The organism is Leptospira adleri, assembly GCF_002811985.1.
GTDB lineage: Bacteria > Spirochaetota > Leptospiria > Leptospirales > Leptospiraceae > Leptospira > Leptospira adleri.
Genome location: NZ_NPDU01000006.1, coordinates 49,791 through 68,393, shown reverse-complemented (window position 1 = coordinate 68,393; position 18,603 = coordinate 49,791). Strand labels below are relative to the sequence as shown.

Annotated in this window: 17 protein-coding genes; 12 read left to right on the top strand and 5 right to left on the bottom strand. The window is 45.0% G+C overall.

Going from position 1 to position 18,603, the window contains the following annotated elements; genetic code table 11:
- The 4 genes from CH376_RS03645 to CH376_RS03625 all read left to right on the top strand — a co-directional run bounded on the left by CH376_RS03645 (nucleotide 1) and on the right by CH376_RS03625 (nucleotide 6,850).
- Nucleotides 1–2,451, top strand: coding sequence for a TonB-dependent receptor family protein (locus CH376_RS03645; protein ID WP_100784815.1), 2,451 nt, complete (start codon nucleotides 1–3; stop codon nucleotides 2,449–2,451).
- 312 nt (nucleotides 2,452–2,763) lie between these two features.
- A complete protein-coding gene (lruB, locus tag CH376_RS03635; protein ID WP_100784813.1) occupies nucleotides 2,764–4,080 on the top strand; it encodes an imelysin LruB in 1,317 nt (438 codons plus the stop codon).
- A 35-nt stretch (nucleotides 4,081–4,115) separates the two neighbouring features.
- Nucleotides 4,116–5,633 carry a di-heme oxidoreductase family protein gene (locus CH376_RS03630; protein WP_100784812.1) on the top strand — a complete coding sequence of 506 codons (1,518 nt, stop codon included), beginning with the start codon at nucleotides 4,116–4,118 and terminating at the stop codon, nucleotides 5,631–5,633.
- Entirely contained in the window at nucleotides 5,630–6,850 is a 1,221-nt protein-coding gene (locus CH376_RS03625; RefSeq protein WP_100784811.1) for an imelysin family protein, read from the top strand. Before CH376_RS03630 ends, CH376_RS03625 begins: the two co-directional genes overlap by 4 nt.
- Nucleotides 6,851–6,937: 87 nt before the next feature.
- Here CH376_RS03625 and CH376_RS03620 read toward each other — a convergent pair whose 3' ends face one another.
- The gene (locus tag CH376_RS03620) at nucleotides 6,938–8,104 is read right to left on the bottom strand and encodes a WD40/YVTN/BNR-like repeat-containing protein (RefSeq protein WP_243398237.1); all 1,167 of its coding nucleotides are present in this window, start codon (nucleotides 8,102–8,104) and stop codon (nucleotides 6,938–6,940) included.
- Nucleotides 8,105–8,376: 272 nt separating this feature from the next.
- Here CH376_RS03620 and CH376_RS03615 point away from each other — a divergent pair, with 272 nt between their 5' ends.
- The 7 genes from CH376_RS03615 to CH376_RS03580 all read left to right on the top strand — a co-directional run bounded on the left by CH376_RS03615 (nucleotide 8,377) and on the right by CH376_RS03580 (nucleotide 14,593).
- The gene (locus CH376_RS03615; RefSeq protein ID WP_100784810.1) at nucleotides 8,377–8,925 is read left to right on the top strand and encodes a hypothetical protein; all 549 of its coding nucleotides are present in this window, start codon (nucleotides 8,377–8,379) and stop codon (nucleotides 8,923–8,925) included.
- Between the two features lie 235 nt (nucleotides 8,926–9,160).
- The gene (locus CH376_RS03610) at nucleotides 9,161–9,583 is read left to right on the top strand and encodes an MAPEG family protein (RefSeq protein ID WP_100784809.1); all 423 of its coding nucleotides are present in this window, start codon (nucleotides 9,161–9,163) and stop codon (nucleotides 9,581–9,583) included.
- A gap of 50 nt (nucleotides 9,584–9,633) precedes the next feature.
- Nucleotides 9,634–10,083: a hypothetical protein gene (locus tag CH376_RS03605; protein WP_100784808.1), complete on the top strand. Its 450-nt coding sequence runs from the start codon at nucleotides 9,634–9,636 to the stop codon at nucleotides 10,081–10,083.
- Nucleotides 10,067–10,501: a PRC-barrel domain-containing protein gene (locus tag CH376_RS03600; protein WP_100784807.1), complete on the top strand. Its 435-nt coding sequence runs from the start codon at nucleotides 10,067–10,069 to the stop codon at nucleotides 10,499–10,501. Before CH376_RS03605 ends, CH376_RS03600 begins: the two co-directional genes overlap by 17 nt.
- Nucleotides 10,502–10,610: 109 nt before the next feature.
- Nucleotides 10,611–11,324, top strand: a complete 714-nt coding sequence (locus CH376_RS03595) for a phosphate signaling complex PhoU family protein (RefSeq protein WP_100784806.1) — start codon at nucleotides 10,611–10,613, stop codon at nucleotides 11,322–11,324.
- A gap of 142 nt (nucleotides 11,325–11,466) precedes the next feature.
- Nucleotides 11,467–13,692: a WGR domain-containing protein gene (locus CH376_RS03590; protein WP_100784805.1), complete on the top strand. Its 2,226-nt coding sequence runs from the start codon at nucleotides 11,467–11,469 to the stop codon at nucleotides 13,690–13,692.
- A 391-nt stretch (nucleotides 13,693–14,083) separates the two neighbouring features.
- The gene (locus CH376_RS03580) at nucleotides 14,084–14,593 is read left to right on the top strand and encodes a DUF1564 domain-containing protein (RefSeq protein ID WP_100784803.1); all 510 of its coding nucleotides are present in this window, start codon (nucleotides 14,084–14,086) and stop codon (nucleotides 14,591–14,593) included.
- A 32-nt stretch (nucleotides 14,594–14,625) separates the two neighbouring features.
- Here CH376_RS03580 and CH376_RS03575 read toward each other — a convergent pair whose 3' ends face one another.
- From CH376_RS03575 to CH376_RS03560, 4 genes are all read right to left on the bottom strand, one after another.
- Nucleotides 14,626–15,435, bottom strand: coding sequence for a prohibitin family protein (locus CH376_RS03575; RefSeq protein WP_100784802.1), 810 nt, complete (start codon nucleotides 15,433–15,435; stop codon nucleotides 14,626–14,628).
- A gap of 28 nt (nucleotides 15,436–15,463) precedes the next feature.
- Nucleotides 15,464–15,892, bottom strand: coding sequence for an FxLYD domain-containing protein (locus tag CH376_RS03570; protein WP_100784801.1), 429 nt, complete (start codon nucleotides 15,890–15,892; stop codon nucleotides 15,464–15,466).
- Nucleotides 15,893–16,048: 156 nt separating this feature from the next.
- Nucleotides 16,049–16,726 carry a hypothetical protein gene (locus CH376_RS03565; RefSeq protein WP_100784800.1) on the bottom strand — a complete coding sequence of 226 codons (678 nt, stop codon included), beginning with the start codon at nucleotides 16,724–16,726 and terminating at the stop codon, nucleotides 16,049–16,051.
- Nucleotides 16,723–17,430, bottom strand: a complete 708-nt coding sequence (locus CH376_RS03560) for an alpha/beta hydrolase (protein WP_100784799.1) — start codon at nucleotides 17,428–17,430, stop codon at nucleotides 16,723–16,725. The genes CH376_RS03565 and CH376_RS03560 overlap by 4 nt, the downstream gene beginning before the upstream one ends.
- Nucleotides 17,431–17,590: 160 nt before the next feature.
- Between CH376_RS03560 and CH376_RS03555 the strand changes: the two genes are divergently transcribed.
- The gene (locus CH376_RS03555) at nucleotides 17,591–18,358 is read left to right on the top strand and encodes a beta-ketoacyl-ACP reductase (protein ID WP_100785027.1); all 768 of its coding nucleotides are present in this window, start codon (nucleotides 17,591–17,593) and stop codon (nucleotides 18,356–18,358) included.
- Nucleotides 18,359–18,603: the final 245 nt, after the last annotated feature.

Below are 18,603 nucleotides of genomic sequence, written 5' to 3'. Positions count from 1 at the left end.
ATGCACAAAAAATCAATTCTGTCTGTCTCAATTCTACTCTTTTTCCTCTTTTCCTGGGGAGTTCCCGCGCAATCCCAGGAAATTTCGGAAAACAAAGAAAAACCGGCTCCGGCCCCTGCACCGGAGGAAGCTGAAAAGGAAAAATGGTCCCGAGGAACCATTTCCGTAATCGGAAAAAGAAAAAACGATCTCAAACGAATTCCCGGCTCCGCAACCGTAATCGAAAAAGAATTTCTCGATCAGACCCGCCCCGTGGATTCAATGGAAGTCCTCCGAAGAGTCCCCGGAGCTTCGATCCGTTATCAAGATACTGGATTGATCTTGAACATCGGTTTTCGAGGAGTCAATAGCGACCTGGGAAGAAAAGTCCTCATACTCGAAGACGGAATCTTCACCTCTCTCAATCCTTATTCCGCTCCGGAACAATACTATACGCCTAACATCGATCGTATGGAAAGAATCGAAGTAGTCAAAGGATCGGGAGCGATTCTCTTCGGACCGTCGACTATCGGCGGTGTTGTCAACTTCATCACCAAACGTCCTCCCAAAGATCCGGTTCTTTCCGTTTCCATGCAGGGAGGATCTTACGGATTCTTCTCTTCTCAAATTTCCTACGGCGGAACTTTCGGAAACACGGGGATCGATATTATGGTCCTTCGCAAACAAGGGAACGGCTTCCGAGATCACCAAGACTTTCGTCTTCATGAGGTTTCCTTTAAGTCGGTCACCGATCTGAACGAGAAACACGCTCTCACTACAAAATTCGTCGGGACCGTCCAAGACGCAAACATGACTTATCTCGGTTTGACGACGGCTCAATTCTGGAACAATTCTTCTTCGAATTTTGCGGAACAGGATAATCGAAAACTTCAGAGATATTCCGGAGACATCGGTCACGAATGGAAGATCACCGATAATTCCAAACTTGTCACGAAAGTTTACGCGGCTTATACGGAAAGAAACTGGGCGAGACAAAACTACGTTCGTAATACGGGTTCTTATTTCGGCTCTCTTCCGGGTAACGTTATCAAAGCCTATGATACGGAGCCTTTCGTCAACAGACCGGGCGACACGGTTTATATGTTGGACAGCGTCGGACACAGGGACCGCGCCTATCGTTTCGTCGGGGCGGAATCCCGTTACCAACAAGACTATCAATTTTTCGGAATTAAGAATCAGTTGGACGCGGGTCTTCGTTATCACTATGAAACAGCGGATATCAAATACATAGACGGACCATCTACGCCGGATTATGCGATCTTCGGAAACGGATTGGGAAATCCCGCGACAGGGACCGCGTCTTCCGAATATTCTCTGGCAAAGTCGGGACAACTCCGGGATCACGAAGTCAACAATACGAAGTCGGTCGCGGGTTTCGCGCAAAACAGTTTTAAATTTTACGATAAGTTTTCGGTGATTCCCGGAGTTCGTTACGAGACGTTTACTCAAAACAGAACGATTCTTCGTCAGCAAGCCCTCGATCCGGTTACGAACCAACCGGATCCGAATTCTCCTCCTCAGGAAGTGGATAAGGGAAGCAGACATACGTATCACGTTCTCATCCCGGGTTTGGGTCTTACCTACGATATCAAAAAGGATCTCACTTGGTTCGCAGGCGCGCACAAAGGATTCTCCCCTCCGCGCTATCAGGATGCGCTGAACAATTCTGGCGTGATCAATAAAATAGATCCCGAGTATTCCTATAACTATGAAACCGGAATCAGAGGGGATATTACAAATTACTTAAATGCCCAAGTGACCTACTTCGATCTGAATTACGTAAATCAGATCATCATCACTTCTTCCACATCCGGAAACGATTCTGCGTCCTCCGCTAAAAACGGAGGGAGAACATATAGCCGCGGTTTGGAAACGAATATCACCTTTGATCCGGCGAAGATCTTCGACGCAAACTTCAAACTTCCTATCGAACTCATCTATACAAGAGCCGACGCGAAGATGAATCAATATTCCATCGATACTTCCAAAGTGACCGCGAACCAATCCCTCTTGGATTTTATAGTCACTCAAAGGGACAAGAACGGAAATTACGTTCCTTACGTTTCGAGGGACACGGCTACGATTTCCTTTGGCTACATTCATCCTAAGGGTTTTTATGCAAGAGCGGAATATCAGTATTTTTCGGCTCAATTCCACGACGACACAAACACTCGGACGGTTTATTGGGCGGATTCGATCACGGATCCTCTCGGCAAAAAAGTATTACAGTATTTGAATATTTCTTCGGACAGTTCCGGTGAAACGGGGGTCATTCCAGCCTACGCTCTCGTAAACGCGAACATCGGATATAAGGATCCGATCAAACGTTGGAGCGTTTTTGTGACCGGTAAAAACCTCGGAGACGTCCGCTACATCTCCGGTCGACTTCCGGAAGGAATCCAAGTCGGACCTTTCCGCCAAATCAACGTCGGAGTCAGCTTTGAACTCTAATCCAATCAGAATGGAATCGCTTTCGCACGCGGATTCCGCTTTGCGAACTCGGAGTATGAGTTCCTACTTTTCTTCGAAAAAACGCCCCTTGGAAGGCCGGATTTCGATTTTAAAAAGCGGGAACTCCCCTTTTTACGGATTTTTTTGCGGGAGTTCCCGCAATTTCAATCCAACAGAAGATTTTCGATTGACCAAAAATATGATTTTGAGAATTAGTATCAATATCATAACAACCAGTTCATCGAAAATTCCCCGGTTGTCGGCGAAAGTCGGCTTCCGGGACCTTTTTTCAAAGACATTTAGGAAACTCTCATGTATCTAAAAAAGACATCGCTTCTTTCCATTCTCCTTATCTTGGTTTCTTTTCTATTTCTGAATTGCAAACCGGATAAGAATAACAACGATTCCACGATTCTTGCGGGAATCGTCGCCTTAGGATCCGTTCCGACCGCCACAAAGGCCCAAGTCGTAGACCGTTATCTTCAATTGGGTTACCAATCTTACGATCAAAGTTACAAGGACGCAGTCGCCCTCCAAACCGCGGTAAATACTTTCGCAGCGACCGCGACTCCAACGGCCGCGGATCATACGAACTTAAAGAATCTCTTCGTCATCGCACGAGCCTCATATCTCGTGACCGAAGCGTTCCGTTTTTCATCCGGTCCCATCGACAATTCGGACGTAATAGGCTGCGGTGCGGCTACGGACGGATCCGGAGCCTTGGAATGCGAAGGGCTTCTCAACGCTTGGCCTCTGGATGAATCCGCAATCGACAACTATATCGGCGGCGCAGGAGCTACGACTTATACAGCAATCTTAGCCGTAAACGGGGACGCAACTGCAACAGCCGCAACCGAAGGAAACGATGAAAAGGTAGTAACCGTAGGCTGGCACGCCGTAGAATATCTTCTCTGGGGACAGGATCTCTCCAACGGCGGAATCAATCAAGTTTCCGGTCAACGCCCCGTGAGTGATTTTGCAAATGCAACCGCAGGCGGAGCAAGAAGAAAGGCTTACATGAAAGCGATCACCGACGCGATGGTCCTTCAATTGAAACTCATCCGGGATCAATTCTCCGATGGAACCACTTATTCCAATCTCATGAAATCCAGTCCAAACACGGCGATCACGAACATCTTCCAAGGACTCGGCAAGTTTATCGCGGGAGAATGGGGTGGACAAAGACTTACCGGAACATTCGACGGACAACAAGAAGAAGAACATTCTTGTTTTAGCGATACCACCAAAGCCGACTTCTATTACGACGCGCAAGGAGTTCTGAATCTTTGGAACGGATCCTTTCAAATCAAAAAAGGAACCGTGATTTCCACAGGCCCCGGTTTGAGTACGCTTTTCGGAACGTTCACCGCTCCTCCGATCGCTTCCCAAGTCACCGCTTCGAGAGACGCGTTCTGTCTCAATCTTCCGGAGCAAACATCCGATCCGAACTATACGACAAGCTGTCCTACCGGATCGTTGACGGGACGTTACGATCAGATCATCCGCAACACGGACTCGGAGTACAATATCCTTTTTAATACTCAGAAATTGATCGGTGACACTCTGAAAAAAACGATCACGGACGCAGCAAAGGCGGTCGGGGTTTCGATCACGGACTTCTCCATTTAAGTTAGAAAATAAAATATAAAAAAAGATGAATCGTTATGAAAAACAAAATCACAAAAAGGAAGGAAGAATTTTCTTCCTTCAAGGTTTCAACATATTCTAATATACGAATGGGATTCCTCCTGGGAATCCTTTTCGTTTTATTCTCGCAGTGCGGGATTTTAGATCATAAGAAAAAGAACGACGATCTAGAATTGGCAACCATTCTTCTTGTCCTTCAGAATCTGGATCCGGGCGAACAATACTCCGGCGGATTTACGACGACGTTCGATAGCACCGTAAACGCGTTCGATTTGGTCGCGGCCAATCTTCGAGACAACGGGAACATCGACTTTCAGGGCGGGAATTCTTTTTTCAATCGTCTTTGGGTGCAAGGCGGGAACTCCGCATCCGACGGTTTAGGCCCCGTATTCAACAGCACCTCTTGCAACGGTTGTCACGTTAAAGACGGAAGAGGAACTCCACCCGCAAGCGGAAGTAGTAATTTCTCCACGATGCTAATTCGAGTCAGTAAGAATGGAAAGGATCCGATCACGGGCGGTCCCGTCGGACTCGACAACTACGGACTTCAGATCAACGACCACGGAGTCGCCGGACCTCCTTTAGTTCCCGCAGAAGCGACTACAACGGTAACGTTCGCGGAAGAACCCGGAACCTTTCCGGACGGAGAAGCATATTCTCTCAGAAGACCGACGTTTACGATTTCCGCTTGGGCGTTCGGAACTCCAGCCGTAGTCAATCAATCTCCCCGCACTTCTCCGATGATTCCCGGCCTCGGACTTTTGGAAGCGATCCCCGAATCTACGATTCTTTCCTTCGCGGATCCGAACGATTTGGATGGAGACGGTATATCAGGAAAACCGAATACTGTATGGGACGCAAAACTTCAAAAGAAAGTTCTTGGAAGATTCGGTTGGAAGGCGAACGAGCCGAACTTACCGCAACAAAACCAAGGAGCGTTTTTAGGAGATATAGGAATCACAAGTCCGCTCTTTCCTACGCAAAATTGCACCGCCGCACAGGCAAACTGTCTCGCGTCCACACCGGGCAACAACGGGACTGCGGAAGGAACCGAAATTTCCAAAAAGACCGCAGACCTCGTCACATTATACACAAGACTCGTAAGCGTTCCCGGAAGAAGAAACTGGACGAATGCGGACGTGGTTCGCGGCAAAGAACTCTTTACACAAGTAGGCTGCAACTCCTGTCACAAGCCGTATATCTTTACGGGCGCCATAGACGGATTTCCGGAAGTTTCCTTTCAGCATATCAAACCTTATACGGATCTTCTTCTTCACGACATGGGAACCGATCTTGCCGACAATCGCGAAGACTTCGAAGCGACCGGAACCGAATGGAGAACCCCTCCGCTTTGGGGAACGGGTCTCGTGCAAAAGGTAAACGGTCACAACAACCTTCTTCACGACGGAAGAGCAAGAGGCCACAAGGAAGCGATCCTCTGGCACGGAGGCGAAGCCCTCAATTCCAAAAATAAATTCGTCGCCCTTCCGAAAGCCGACCGAGACAAGCTGATTCTTTTCCTGGAGTCTTTATGAGAATTTTAGAATTTTCTAATTCATCCAAAAAGAGCGCTCTTATCGCAAAGAAGATCAAAATTCTTCTTACGGCTTTTTTTGTGGTTTTTCCGGGAATTCGCTGCGAAGAAATAGGAAAGATCTCCGGCGCCGAAACATTGTTAGTCGCCCTTTTCGCAAACGCAAGTACGGGAGAATTTCTGAACTATTCCGCGAACCAAGTGGCGCTTCCGCAATTCAGCAAACTTCTGGCCGCATCGAATCAGTTGAAGACAAGCGCGGCGACGTATCAGACGACCGCCGGAACCGGGACGGGCCAAACGGATTTAGCAGATCTTCAAAACAAATGGTTAGCCGCAAGAAAACTGTTTAAGCAAGCGGAGATCTTTTACATCAACCGTTCCTATCTTCCGTCCACATACTTTCACAAACTGGACGGATACATTTTGGGAGAAACCAATCGACCCGTTTCCACCGATCTCGACACAGCAGCCGCAACAAGTCCCTCTTCGAGTACGGTGGACGGATATCCGCTTACAAGAAAAGGATTCGCCGCTTTAGAATATTTTATCTTCGACAACGGAGCAAACGTTCATACGTTAGCCGCAATCGATACCGCAAACGGGGGAAGCGCGGGAAGAAGAGCTTATATCGCTTCCCTCGCAAGTGTGATCCAACTCGATTGCCAGAGACTCTACAACTCATGGAATTCTTCCTTTGCAAACGAGCTCGCGACCGGATCCAATTCTTTTGTAGGAATCAAAGACGCGGTCGATTCGTTTATCAACGGGATCGTTCAATTGGAATATACGAACCAGGACATCCGTATCGGAGTTCCCGCGGGACTCACTCTTGCAGGCGCGACCCAATATCCCGCAAAGCTGGAATCGATCTACAGCGATTCTTCTTATCGAGATCTTTTATCTTCGGTGGAAGGTCTCGAACTCGTTTACGCGGGAAACGCGGGAGATCCGGATTCCAGATCGCTCAGTTATCTCGTAAAACTTCAGAACAGTTCCTTGGACACAAGGGTCAGAAACAAAATCGCGACCCTCAAAAACAATCTTCAAAGTAGAATCAACGCCTCCGCCACTCTCAAAGCGGATTTGACCGGAAATTTGACCTTTGTCGACGAACAGGTTTACGATCTTTTCAAAGATTTGAGAAACACGTTTGCGACCGAAGTCATCGGAATCCTCGGCGCGAACGCCCTTCCTTCCAACGCGGACGGAGATTAGAATTTTAGAATATTCTGATACACAGGCCGATCAAAAAATCAAAAGGGACAAACTTTGTTTGTTCCTTTTTTTAAGAATCTGATGGTTTTAGAGGGAATACATAAGACAGGCCGGATTTACGACCGCGTTCGAATAGGAATACTTTCTTAATTTCAATCCGGGATCCGCTTCTTCATAGGTCGCAAACTCGTCGTTCGAACCGAAAAGTTTCGTTTTATAGGCTATAAAAATCTTCCCCGCGCCCGCGTCAAACGTGCCGTCCAATCCTCCGCTCGCGAACGGAAGCGGAATTAAGGTCCAGTTGGCGCCTCCGTCCGTAGTTTTATAAAATTTGTAGGATTGATACGGACCATACAACGCATAACCGTTGTTCGTATTTAAAAATTTCACGACCTGAAAGGAACCGCCGGTCAGATTGTGAACAACGGAAGTCCAAGTAAGTCCCCCATCTGCGGTCCGCAACAAAGGATTCGAAGTTGAAAAAACCCATCCGTTCAAAGAATCCAAAAAGGCGATCCTTGCGTACATAGAAACGGACCCATTCGTTTGTGTAAAAGTCCGACCCGCATCGTTCGAATAAAAAATTCTATAAGCTCCCAATTGGCCTTGGTTCGTCCCGATAAGAATCACTTCCTGGGATGATTTCAGATAAACGTTGGAAACGGAATAGAACTGAGAAGATAGATTCGTCTGATCCCAAGCGTTTCCTCCATCCGTCGTCCGTTCCATATAAGAATTGTAATTTGTATAATCGGAAGTCCTCGCCGAAGAAAATCGTATTCCAGAATTTACATCCGCAAATTGAACCCAGTGATAATCGCCGTTGCCGACGACGCCCCAAAAGTTGGAAGCAAAAGGAAACGGGGACCAGCTTTGTCCCGAGTCATTCGTCTTATATACGACCGTCTTATGATTCGCGGCATAATAGTCGGATTCGGTTCTTAAAAAATACTGGGCTTGGTATCCGCCCTGAACCAAAGGTTTGAGCGTTCTGCTCGAGAAACTTTTCCCGTCGACGCTGAAAGAAAGAGTCACTTCTTCGCTTGAATCCTGGTCGTAATTGCTCGTTCTCTGATAGATCGCCGCGACGGCGCCGGAAGGAAATACTTTCACTTCGTTCGGAGTCGCCGGCTCGACGACGTTGTTCGCCGGCAAAGCACAAAGGGTCACGCCCAACATAAATTGAAGGCCGCTGTTATCCTGTTTTTCTTTGCAGGAAAAGAAACAAAAACAAATCAGAATACAGAGCGACAAGGACGTATTCTTTTTTACTGAGAAAAAGATCGGAAAACGTTTCCGATCGCATTTTGTAATCAAAACATCGAACATTTGAATCGACCCGCAAGGAATATTATAAATTTTGAAAATACCAGTCCCTTGAAAATCATATCCTTATCAAAGACTATTCAAGTCAAATTTAACGGAGAAACGGGAAACTTTTCGCATTTCCCGGACTTCCCGTCCGACATTTTCTTTACAGAACGGTTTGCGATTTTAAAATCGAATTTACATTTCGGAATTCTTCCATGAACCTTTCCAAGAACGCGTTAGTTTTCATTCTTTGTCTTTGGATTCCGTTTCTTTGTATGAGCCAAGTTCATTACCAAACAATCACCCTTGAGGAATTGGTCCGAAGTTCTCCGTATATATTTTCGGTCCGGGCCGCCGATCCTTCCTTTTCTATAACCAAAATTAAGGTTCATTCCAAACTCCTAAAGGAACTCGGAATTCAGGAAAAGCTCAGAAATAAAGTCCCCGATTTCGAAAGAAGAATCGCCCACTACGAAGTTCGCGAAATTCTAAAAGGACAATCGGATCAAAAGACGATTTCGGTCCTTCCGGCGAATTTTCTCAATTCTCTCGAACTCCATATTCTTTATTATGGAACCGGACTTTCTGTTTCTCCCATTTATCTTTCTTACAATCCTTCTCGGGAGATAAACGAGGAGAATCAAGATTTTATCATATTCTTACGCCCTTCCTCCCGATTCGAAACGTTTGAATGGACCGCGGTTGGAAGCCTTGAATCTCTCGATCGTAAAAAGGAAATTTTGGAACTGATTCAAAAAAAATAAAATCCCGTTCCTTCGATCGGACAAAAAGATTGGAACCGCGTTTTCAATTCCGCCCGGGTTCGTATATTTCTTTCATGATACGTTTATCTTTTCGTTACGAACGTCTTTTTATTTTTAGAATTCGATTCGACGTAGAGCGAGATCCCGAAAGAAGAAGTTTCCGATCTGAAAATCCGGCTTGCCATCGGAACGAAGATTGATTCCATTCTCCGAAAAAACAAAGAGTGGAGAAAAAATGAATCCTGCAATCATCGCGTTGATCGGCTTTGCTACTTGGACCATCCTTCTGGGAGTCGGAGTGATCAGCATTCGCACGTTTAAGGTTTTAAAAGGGGAAAAAAAATCGAACGAGTTCCCTTCGGGAATGGAACACGGAAGCGGCTTCTATTGGAGACTCAACAGAGCCCACGTTAACTGCGTGGAAAATCTTCCGATCTTCGCAACCTTGGTTTTGATCGGAGCCTTCGTCGGAGTTTTAGATTCCACGTTCGCACTGGTTTGTCAGATCATCTTAGGCGCGAGGCTCGTACAATCCTTAGCACATCTCAGCTCGGGTTCCGAGATGGCGGTAAACGTTCGTTTCACCGGTTTTGTGACTCAATACGGAAGTTTCATCTGTTTGATCTGGCAGATTCTTCATAAATCGGGAACTTTATAGAAAACAAAAAGAATTGGATTCTTTAGAATTCTCCTGAATTCTGGAATCCGATGATTCTATTTACGGATAAAGAAAAAGAACTCAAAGACTCGAAAAGTTTTTGGAGTTTCCTCGGAAAAAACGTTCTCTCCAAATCCGGAGAGAACTCCGGAAGATTGATCGACGTCAAAATTCTTTCGGGAAATCTTTCGGGCATCGTCGTTCTCAAAGGACTTCGAAAAATCTACTTTTCAAAAGAATATCTCAAATCCGATTCCAAAGAGAGAATCCTCTTAAAGATCGATCCTCCGAGCAATCTCCTCGGTAAAAGAGTCTACGACAAAAACGCAAGACTTCTCGGATCCGTAGTTGCAATTCAAGTTTCTCCCGGAACTTCCAAACTGATCCGCTTCTGGGTCCGGAAATTTCCATTCTCCCCTAAGATCGAATTTTATCCGGAAGACATCGAAACCTCCATTAAGAATATCTTATTAAAGAAAGACTATGTCAAACGAAAGTAATACGATCACCTCCGACGATATTCTCGGAAAGGAAGCTCTGGATCCGGAAGGCCAGATTCTCGGGGTCGTGGTCAAACTTCATATCGATCGGGCGGAAAAAAGAATCATCGGAATTACGATCGACCAAGGTTTTATGAAACCCGATCTTTTTGTGGGAATCGACTTCGTTCGCACTTTAGGAGTGGACGCGATCCTTCTGAATACGATCCCTTTTGAAAAATACAAAGGACTCAAGGTTCTGGACAGCGACGGTTCCGAAGCGGGAATCGTGGAAGAAGTGATTTCCAAAAACGGTAAGCTGGAATTTCTACTCGTGAAAACATCCCTCAACCCTCTTTCGAAAGAGAGAAAAAAGATCCCCGCGGCGAAGATCCAGGAAATCGGAGACAAGATTTTACTCAAAAGAAAATCTTCTTGACCAAAACCGGTTTTTAAGAAGGATTCGGAGTACCTGAACTTTTGTACACTTTTTGTGATAAATTTGATTTGGAACTTTGTTATCAAATCCACAGGTCTTAATAAATCCTATGACTTCCAAGTTTGACTTCCTCCGCAAAAATCTCTACAGCATGGCGGAGCTTTGTCTCGAACAAGTACTTCTCCTCGACGACGCTCTGGAGGCAGACGATTCCGAACTTGCAAGAAAGCTAATCGACCGAGACGATCTCATAGACAATCTCGAAAAACAAAACGACAACCTTTCTCAGAACGCGATTTTGGAGGCCGTCGCCAATCGGAATTCGATGGGAATGGATCAAGTCGACGGCGAGGTCATCTTAAAAAGGGACCCTCTTCGTTTCGCACTTTCCGCGATCCGGATCACTCGAAATTTGGAAAGAATGGGAGACCAGATCGTCAACTGCGCGAAGTGTTTTAGAAGAGGTCTGATTCCGAAACGTTTTTTCTGCGACGAAGAAATCTTAAACAAACTTTTGTCCAGAGTGATTACGATCGTAGGCATGGCCGTGGAATCTTTGGTCGAGGAAAAAAATCGTTTTTACGGAAGCGTTCATTCGGTCGAAGAAGAAATCAACAACCTCTGTCAATCCGCATTCTTAAAATTCGTAATGGATCCTAGATTGGATAAGAATCAATTCGCGGATGTGTATCGTCTCATACTTTGTTTGGAAAGAACGGGAGACTACGCGGTCAACATCGCGGAAGAATTGGTCCGCTTGAATACGGGAATGGACATTCGACACGTTTCGGATCCTGTTCAAGCAATCGCAAAAACAAGCTGAGATTTCATCCACAACGGATTCAATTCGTTATCTCTGGATGTATAATTCTGTTCTTTTCAGAATATAACGCGATAGGTAAATTTTTCTGCAATGAATTATACTGTGAACCCACATCATTAGAATCTAAGAATCAGGTTTTACCATGAGAAAACATTTCACTCATACTCGAAACGGACTCATAACGTTTTGGCAAATCGAAATCTCCGGTTATTCCATCATTCTCTCTTTCGGAAAAACGGGAACGCTTGGAAAAAGAAGAATTCTTAATTTTGAAAAAAGAGACGAATGCAGCAAAGAATTCGAAAGACTCATAGAAGAAAAAACAAAACAAGGATTTCAAGAATCCAATCAAATTCCTAACTACAAAATTCTTTCCGGCGACGCGAATTATCTGGAAAGTTGGAATCAAATCGTGGAAGCCTCCGATTCAAAAGAAGCGCTTCGAAATCACTTTCAATTTTTGACGGAAACGGAAGAATGTAAAATTCTTCTGGATCAAATTCTTTCCAAAATCACCGAAGTCAAAATCGAAGAAGACCAATTGATTCTTACCTTACCTTGGTCTTACGACGACAAAAGTCCCGTGCATCTCTGTTGGCAAAAACCTTTCTTGGGAAAAATTCATACTTCCGTTCCCGACTCGACGGCGAAATTCGCTTGTATCTTCAACGGAATCGAAATCAAACACGACGATGACGATGATCCGACCTTTGCGATCCGTGGAATCGAAGCGGAAGAAAATTCTCCGGATCAACCCGCCGTCGTAAAAGGCGACTTCGGTTGGGAAGAGGAAATCCTAGAAGAAGGAGAAAGTTGGTGGATCGCTCCTCTGGAAATCGTTGGGAAAGATTTTTCCGACGTACAATCCTTAGGCGCGTTCGACGGAGGCCAAAACTGGCTCGTATTTCATCCTTTTATCAAAAACAAATTCGGAGAAGCCGCGATCTCCTGCGTGGATCACGGAAGCTGCGATCTGGAACCTCCTACGGTTCGTTACGGCATGGGCGGATTTTTACTTCGGGAAATTTGCCGTTGGGTCCGAGACATCGACGTGGATTCGGAAGAGGATTTGAGTTTTGACGGAACTCCGATCGTTTCCAGAAAGTTTCAGGAGTTTATGGCGCACAGAGCGGTTCAGATTTCCGAAAACGATTCCGATATCGCAAGAAGAATCTTGGAATTCGACTGGCATTCTCTTGCGTTCAGGATCCACAGAACGATCTTAAAATGGATCGCGGGTCTCGGGAAAAACGGCGCGGTCAAAGAGAAAATTTTAGTTTTCGATTCTTATTGGGACGACGCGGGAGAAGTGGTTTTTCTCGGATTTGATTGGCACGCGGGAAAAGACTTCGAAGACGCGATTTCGGAAGGCGCCAACGTCGTTGATTATATTTTGGATTTCACCGCATTCTACCGGAGTATATTAGAAAATCATAATTCTTCCGAAATTTCAGGAGACGAGATCGTAGAAATTCTCGGAGACGATTATAATTCCGTTCGGGACATTCTTGCTTTTCTATCCGTTGAGAATTTTATTTCCGTCGCCCACGGAAACGAATTCGAAAAAGTCCCGAAAGAAGAAGGAATCTATTTCGCGTATTCGCATTATCACGACGAAGAACCGAGCGTCGCTTATCATTCTCAGAAAGGAATCGAAAAGTCTTTCTTCGACGAATATTTTCCAAAGGAGAATCGGCCTAAAAAGAGAAAGGAAATCTCGGAAGAAAAACAAGGACTTTTGGACGATATCACCGGCGACGTTATGGAAGACTACGCGGGCGTTTGGAAGAGCACGATGGAACAATCCATAGAACGTTTGGATCAGAACTTTCACGAAAATCAAGATCGATACAAAAGGGAATTCGATCGTATCTTAGAATACAAAGAAAAAGTTTCCTCAAAAGAGGAAAAAGAAAAGTTAAGCGACTTAGCAATGCAGATCAGTTCGATCGCTTTGAACCGTTTTTTAAAGGAAAACAAACCGGACGTGGCGGGCTGGGTTCTCAACTGTTATCACGAGATCTATGAGAATTTAGGAATCAACACTCAATCCATCGTGAAAGGAAACGAATCCGGGAAGATATACAACACGACCGAATACTTCGCGGGAGATATCATCGTCTTTATCGCAAAATACGGCGGGGGAAAATTTCTTTCCTTGGTGAAAAATCTTCTTCCTCCCGAAATCAAAGACAGCCGGCTCGCTTTCAATCTTGCTTGTTTGAATTCTTTGGAAAAAAACAAAGCGGATACGCTTCGTTACACTCAGATCGCCTTAGCGCTCGGAAAATCGAAAAACGATTTTAAAGATCGCGACTTCGATAATTTTCGAGAGGACCCGGAGTTTCACAGTTTGATCGCTCATTGAGCGGAGGAAATTCCGACTTTGAAAAATGCAGGATTCGGTACGAATTTTTCAATTGGTTTTTTTTGTAAGTAAGGAGATTTGTATGCGCCGATTTGGCCGATTATTTTTTCGATTGTGGGTTTGTTTCTCGGAATAAACTTACAAAAGTATTCGGGTTCGATTCTCCTTACGTTTTGTTTTTTGGAGGGATTCTGATTCAACTCTACTCAATTCTGATTCTCTTTTCTTCTCTGATTCTTTTTTTAACGGCTCTGACCTTTCCTCTTTTTCGTTCCAAGTTGCAAAAATGAGGACTTTGAAAAGTTCAAAAAATTAGAAGATTTGTCCGAAAATTCCATTCAATATTCCTTTTGATCCCTCCATTCTTCGTTTGTGAAGAACCGTTCAGAGTATGGGGACCATTTATCTTTATAAAGAGAGAAACATTCGATCGATTCTTCCTTCCAATAAGAAGGATGTGGAAACCGTCCTTTTTCCGGAACGTTTTCTGAATTCGTTATCCGATGAAAAAAGAAAAGAACTTCCGAAGCGAATTTTTCCTCTTTTGAAAAGATATCAAAAGTTCATGCTATCGAAAAGACGGATCAACAAGAAGGCGGGGAAAACTCTTTATCAGAGAGATCTCGGAAAGTTGGTTCGAGTGAATCTTAGAATTGAGTCCGAGGCTTGGATGATTCTTGGTCTTCTTTCCGCCGCGCACGGCGTGTCCCGGTGTTTTATGCTGAATTATCTTTTCTGGCTGGATTCCGCCGGGGTCGGAGATTCTATCGACGAAGTTTTGAATGTTGGATGTCCACCGTTTCACAACTCTTACAGCTATGTCTGGCACCTCGACCTGGTCGAAAAGACGATCCTTCGAAGGATCGAGTTCGATCCGGACCCGCTTTTTAGCGATTCTTAGAAAAATCTTTCTAAAAACGGGCCCTTTAAAAACTATTCTTTCGGACTCACCACAATCGGAAGATTGCTCTTATCCAAAGGAATAAAAATCATTTTAGAATTCGGATTATCAAAAGCCTTGTATTGAAGGTACCTCGTCGTCAATTTCTCGTTGATGATCGCCTGCGACTTCGCCTGACCGTCGGCCCGAATCATCTGCGCCTCGGCGTCGGCCCTCGCCCGCTTCTTCGCGATCTCGATATTTTTCTCGGCAATTTCGAGTTCGTATTTTTGCTGTTCCAGCTCCTGCTGTTTCGTCAACTTAGCTTCGATCGCGTGCAACATGTTCGGAGAATATTCTATATCGTCGAGAATCACGTCGAAAACTTCAATGTGTTTTCCCTTGGTCCTTTCGATCACGGCGGTCTTGATATCTCTGGCAAGAACCGCGCTGTTCTTAGAAATCTGAATCATCTGATGATGCGAAACGATGTTTCGAATCGAAGCGCGAAATTCCGGCTGCACAATACTTCTATAATATTCCGGACCTACTTCCACGTGAAGCTGATAAATTTCCTCCCGGATCGGGCGAAGAATAATGACCGCCTGAACGTCGATCTTTAAGTCGTCGTTTGTCAGCACGTCCACTTTCTCTTTGTGGGAATCCCATTGCATCGAATACGTATAAATATCATTCCAAGGCAACAACCAGTAGAATCCGTTTAAGACGGGATCCTTACTGAGACCGACATCGGTGACTCCGAACGGTTTCCAGAACAATCCGATCTGTCCGGGATGCACCGTTGAACCGCAATTCAGAGTCAAAACCAGGAGAACGCCGAGAAAGAATTTTTTCCTATTCATAAGTAATCTCTTATATTCCTTTTTTATATTAATTGATTCCGTCGAATTCGATCGTAAACCGTTTGATCAGTTTTGGATCTACGTATTTCGCGCTTGCGTAAAAATCCCTTTTGTGACCGGCCGGCAGACCCTGAACCGCAAACTGACAGGTTTCTAAAAGGACGTCGTCCTTATCATAAAAGTTCATCGTAAAAAACGCTTCCGCGTGATCCTTTCCGGATAGATTTTCGATCTGACCGTTGATTTCTAAAAACGTAAACTGATCCTGCAATCCTACGTTATAGTATTTGTATTTTCCATCGATCGTCAATTCTCCGTTAGGAACTTTATTACCGATCATCAGCGCGGGAAAAATAAGAAGAAAGAAAAAAAGAGGAATCAGTTTGGACCAAAGGATTCTCTGTTTTGCGGAAAGAGTTTCACCGAACGATGCGGTTTTGATTTTGTTTTCAGTCATAGAACACTCGATCTAAAAGCGTATCACTCATTTCAAAAAACGGAAATCGCTTTCTAATCGCTCTCCAATATTTTTATAATTTTTTGAATGTACGACGCCAAAAGAGAAAGATTCCGAATACAACGTCCCAAAGTTAGACCGAACGGAAGTTTTCTTTCAGCTATTTTCGGGAACTTGGTCGAGATAACTTTTCAATTCTTCCTTTAATCCGGGAGGCAACGCGAGTCCGGCGCCTTCGATTCTTTCGTTGTATTTGTTAAACGAAAAGCGATGTCTCGAAGTGCGGATATAATCCTCCAGCGCCTCGGAACCCCATTCTAAGATATCCTGTAAGAATTCTTCGTTTTCTTCCAACTTTTCGCAGTAAGGAATAAATAGAGGACGATTGACCGGACGGCCTATCGTTCTGTAAAACATAAGTCTTTTGAGGAGTTCGCTGTCCTTCAGGTTCTCCTTCTTTTCCATGGCTTTTTCAACCATTCTTAAATTGATACAATCCAAAAATTCGACTTTCAGATTTTCATCGTTCAGACGTTTTCGAAGAGAAGCCTTTATCTCTTCGGTCTCGTAAAGAAAGTTAGGACAGTATTCCGGACATTCCACCTCTTTGTGAAGATCGCAAAAATGAAGAAGAATACAGTCTATATCCGAAGCGGTTTCGACGATTCCAAAATTGATCGAACCTAGGATTTCGACTCCGGTGTGAAAACCTTTCTCCTGCAATTCCTTGAGCGCGATCCGGAAAGCCTGCATCCGTTTGAGCGCTTCTTTCGTATCGTAATTTCGATACTTATTTTTAAGAGCGATGTATTTTTCTACGAGCGTTGCTGTCATCCTGTGATGTTCCTGAGATACAGGTTCATACCCCTAAGTACGATCTCAGGAATTTCGTGTCCACCCGGAAAAGCGATCATTTCCCCTTTCCAACCGGCCCCGATCAAAAGTTGTTCCAACTTTTTCGCGGCGGGATAACCGAGAACGGGATCCATTCTTCCATGACTCTGAAAAAATTTGTAGTCCTTCTTCTTCTCCGCCAAACGTCTCCAATCGGTTTCACTGATCAGAGTTCCGGAAAGAATAAGAAGTCCTGCGGGATCAATTTCAGAATGAAGAGCGATATCGGTGGCGAGCATCGCGCCTTGGCTGAACCCGCCAAGGATCACTCTGTCCATAGAAAGTCCGAGGCTACGAATCATCTCGACCGCCTTCTCTCGAGCGCTTTCTAGTCCCGCGGGATAACGATCCGAAAAATCTCTGTAACCTCCGGTGACCATCGCCCTCTGCAGAGCTTCCATATCGATCGGAAACCAAGCCCTGCCGTTGTAACCCGGCATCACCGGAATTTCCAAGATCCCGTTCGGAAAAAGCCAATTGGTTCCTTCCGGAAGATCAAGATAGGCGCTGAGAGGAGAAAGATCGTAAGCGTTTGCTCCGTATCCGTGAAAAAGAATGATCGTGTATGCTTCCGGATTTCCGGGAAGATGCACCGCTTCGATCGGACCGATCGTTTCCAAAGGACGATTGTATGAGGATTGCATGTTTTGATTCTCCAATTTCAAAATGAAAGAATGTTCATCTAACGATGATATATTTTCGTTTTAGAAAGGCAAAGGAAATTCGGGAGAAAGTTTTTACTTGGCAATTCTATTTCTCTCACCGAAATGGAAAGCCAATCAGCATCTCGACACGAGGGAAATCATGTCTAAACAATTCGAAGGAAAAGTAGCACTCGTTACCGGAGCGGCGTCTCCTCGCGGGCTCGGAAGAGCGATCGCAAATACAATCGCCAAAGAGGGAGGGGACATAGTAGTATGCGACCTCAACAAAGAACATATCGAACAGGCGGCCGTCGACATTGCCAAAGAATTCGGCGTGAAAACTTTAGGAATTCCGTGTAACGTCACAAAGCCGGAAGACTGCGACGCCGTGATCGCGGGAATCAAAGAGAAATTCGGCAAACTGGATTTTCTCGTAAACAACGCGGGAGTTCTCAAGGACAATCTTCTGATGAGAATGAGCGAGCAGGAATTCGACTTCGTTATGGACGTAAACCTGAAGGGCGTATTTCTGATGACAAAGTCCGCTTCTAAACTTCTTCTCAAAGCGGAATCCGGAAGAATCGTAAACATTTCCTCCGTATCGGGTCTTACGGGACAACCAGGACAAGCAAACTACTCCGCTTCCAAAGCGGGCGTGATCGCTCTTACGAAAGTTTCTGCGAGAGAATTTTCAGGAAGAAACGTTCTTGTGAACGCGGTTTGCCCCGGATACGTTCAAACCGATATGACAGCTTCTCTTCCCGAGGAAGTTCAGAAGAAACTCACGGACCCGATGTTCATCCCTTTGAGAAGACCGGGAACACAACAAGAGATCGCAAACGCTGTGAAATTCTTCTTAAGCGATCAATCCAATTACATCACCGGCACTTACTTGAGAGTGGACGGAGGCGCCGCGATCGGAATGTAATTTTTCCTTTTTGAATTTTGCGGAAGTCTTTAAAAATTTCTTCCGCAGAATTCAAAATTCTGCATGTATTTTTTTATTAAAGTCTTATTTCAAAACCCGAAATGTGGGAACTCACACGTCCCTTGAACGCGTAGGACCGATTCGAAATCGTACAAAAGTCACATCGTAGAGGCGTAAAATGCGGGAACTCCACGTTCCGATTTTCGGTTTGCTCCAGCGGTTTTTTCAAGGTTTCGGGGACGATT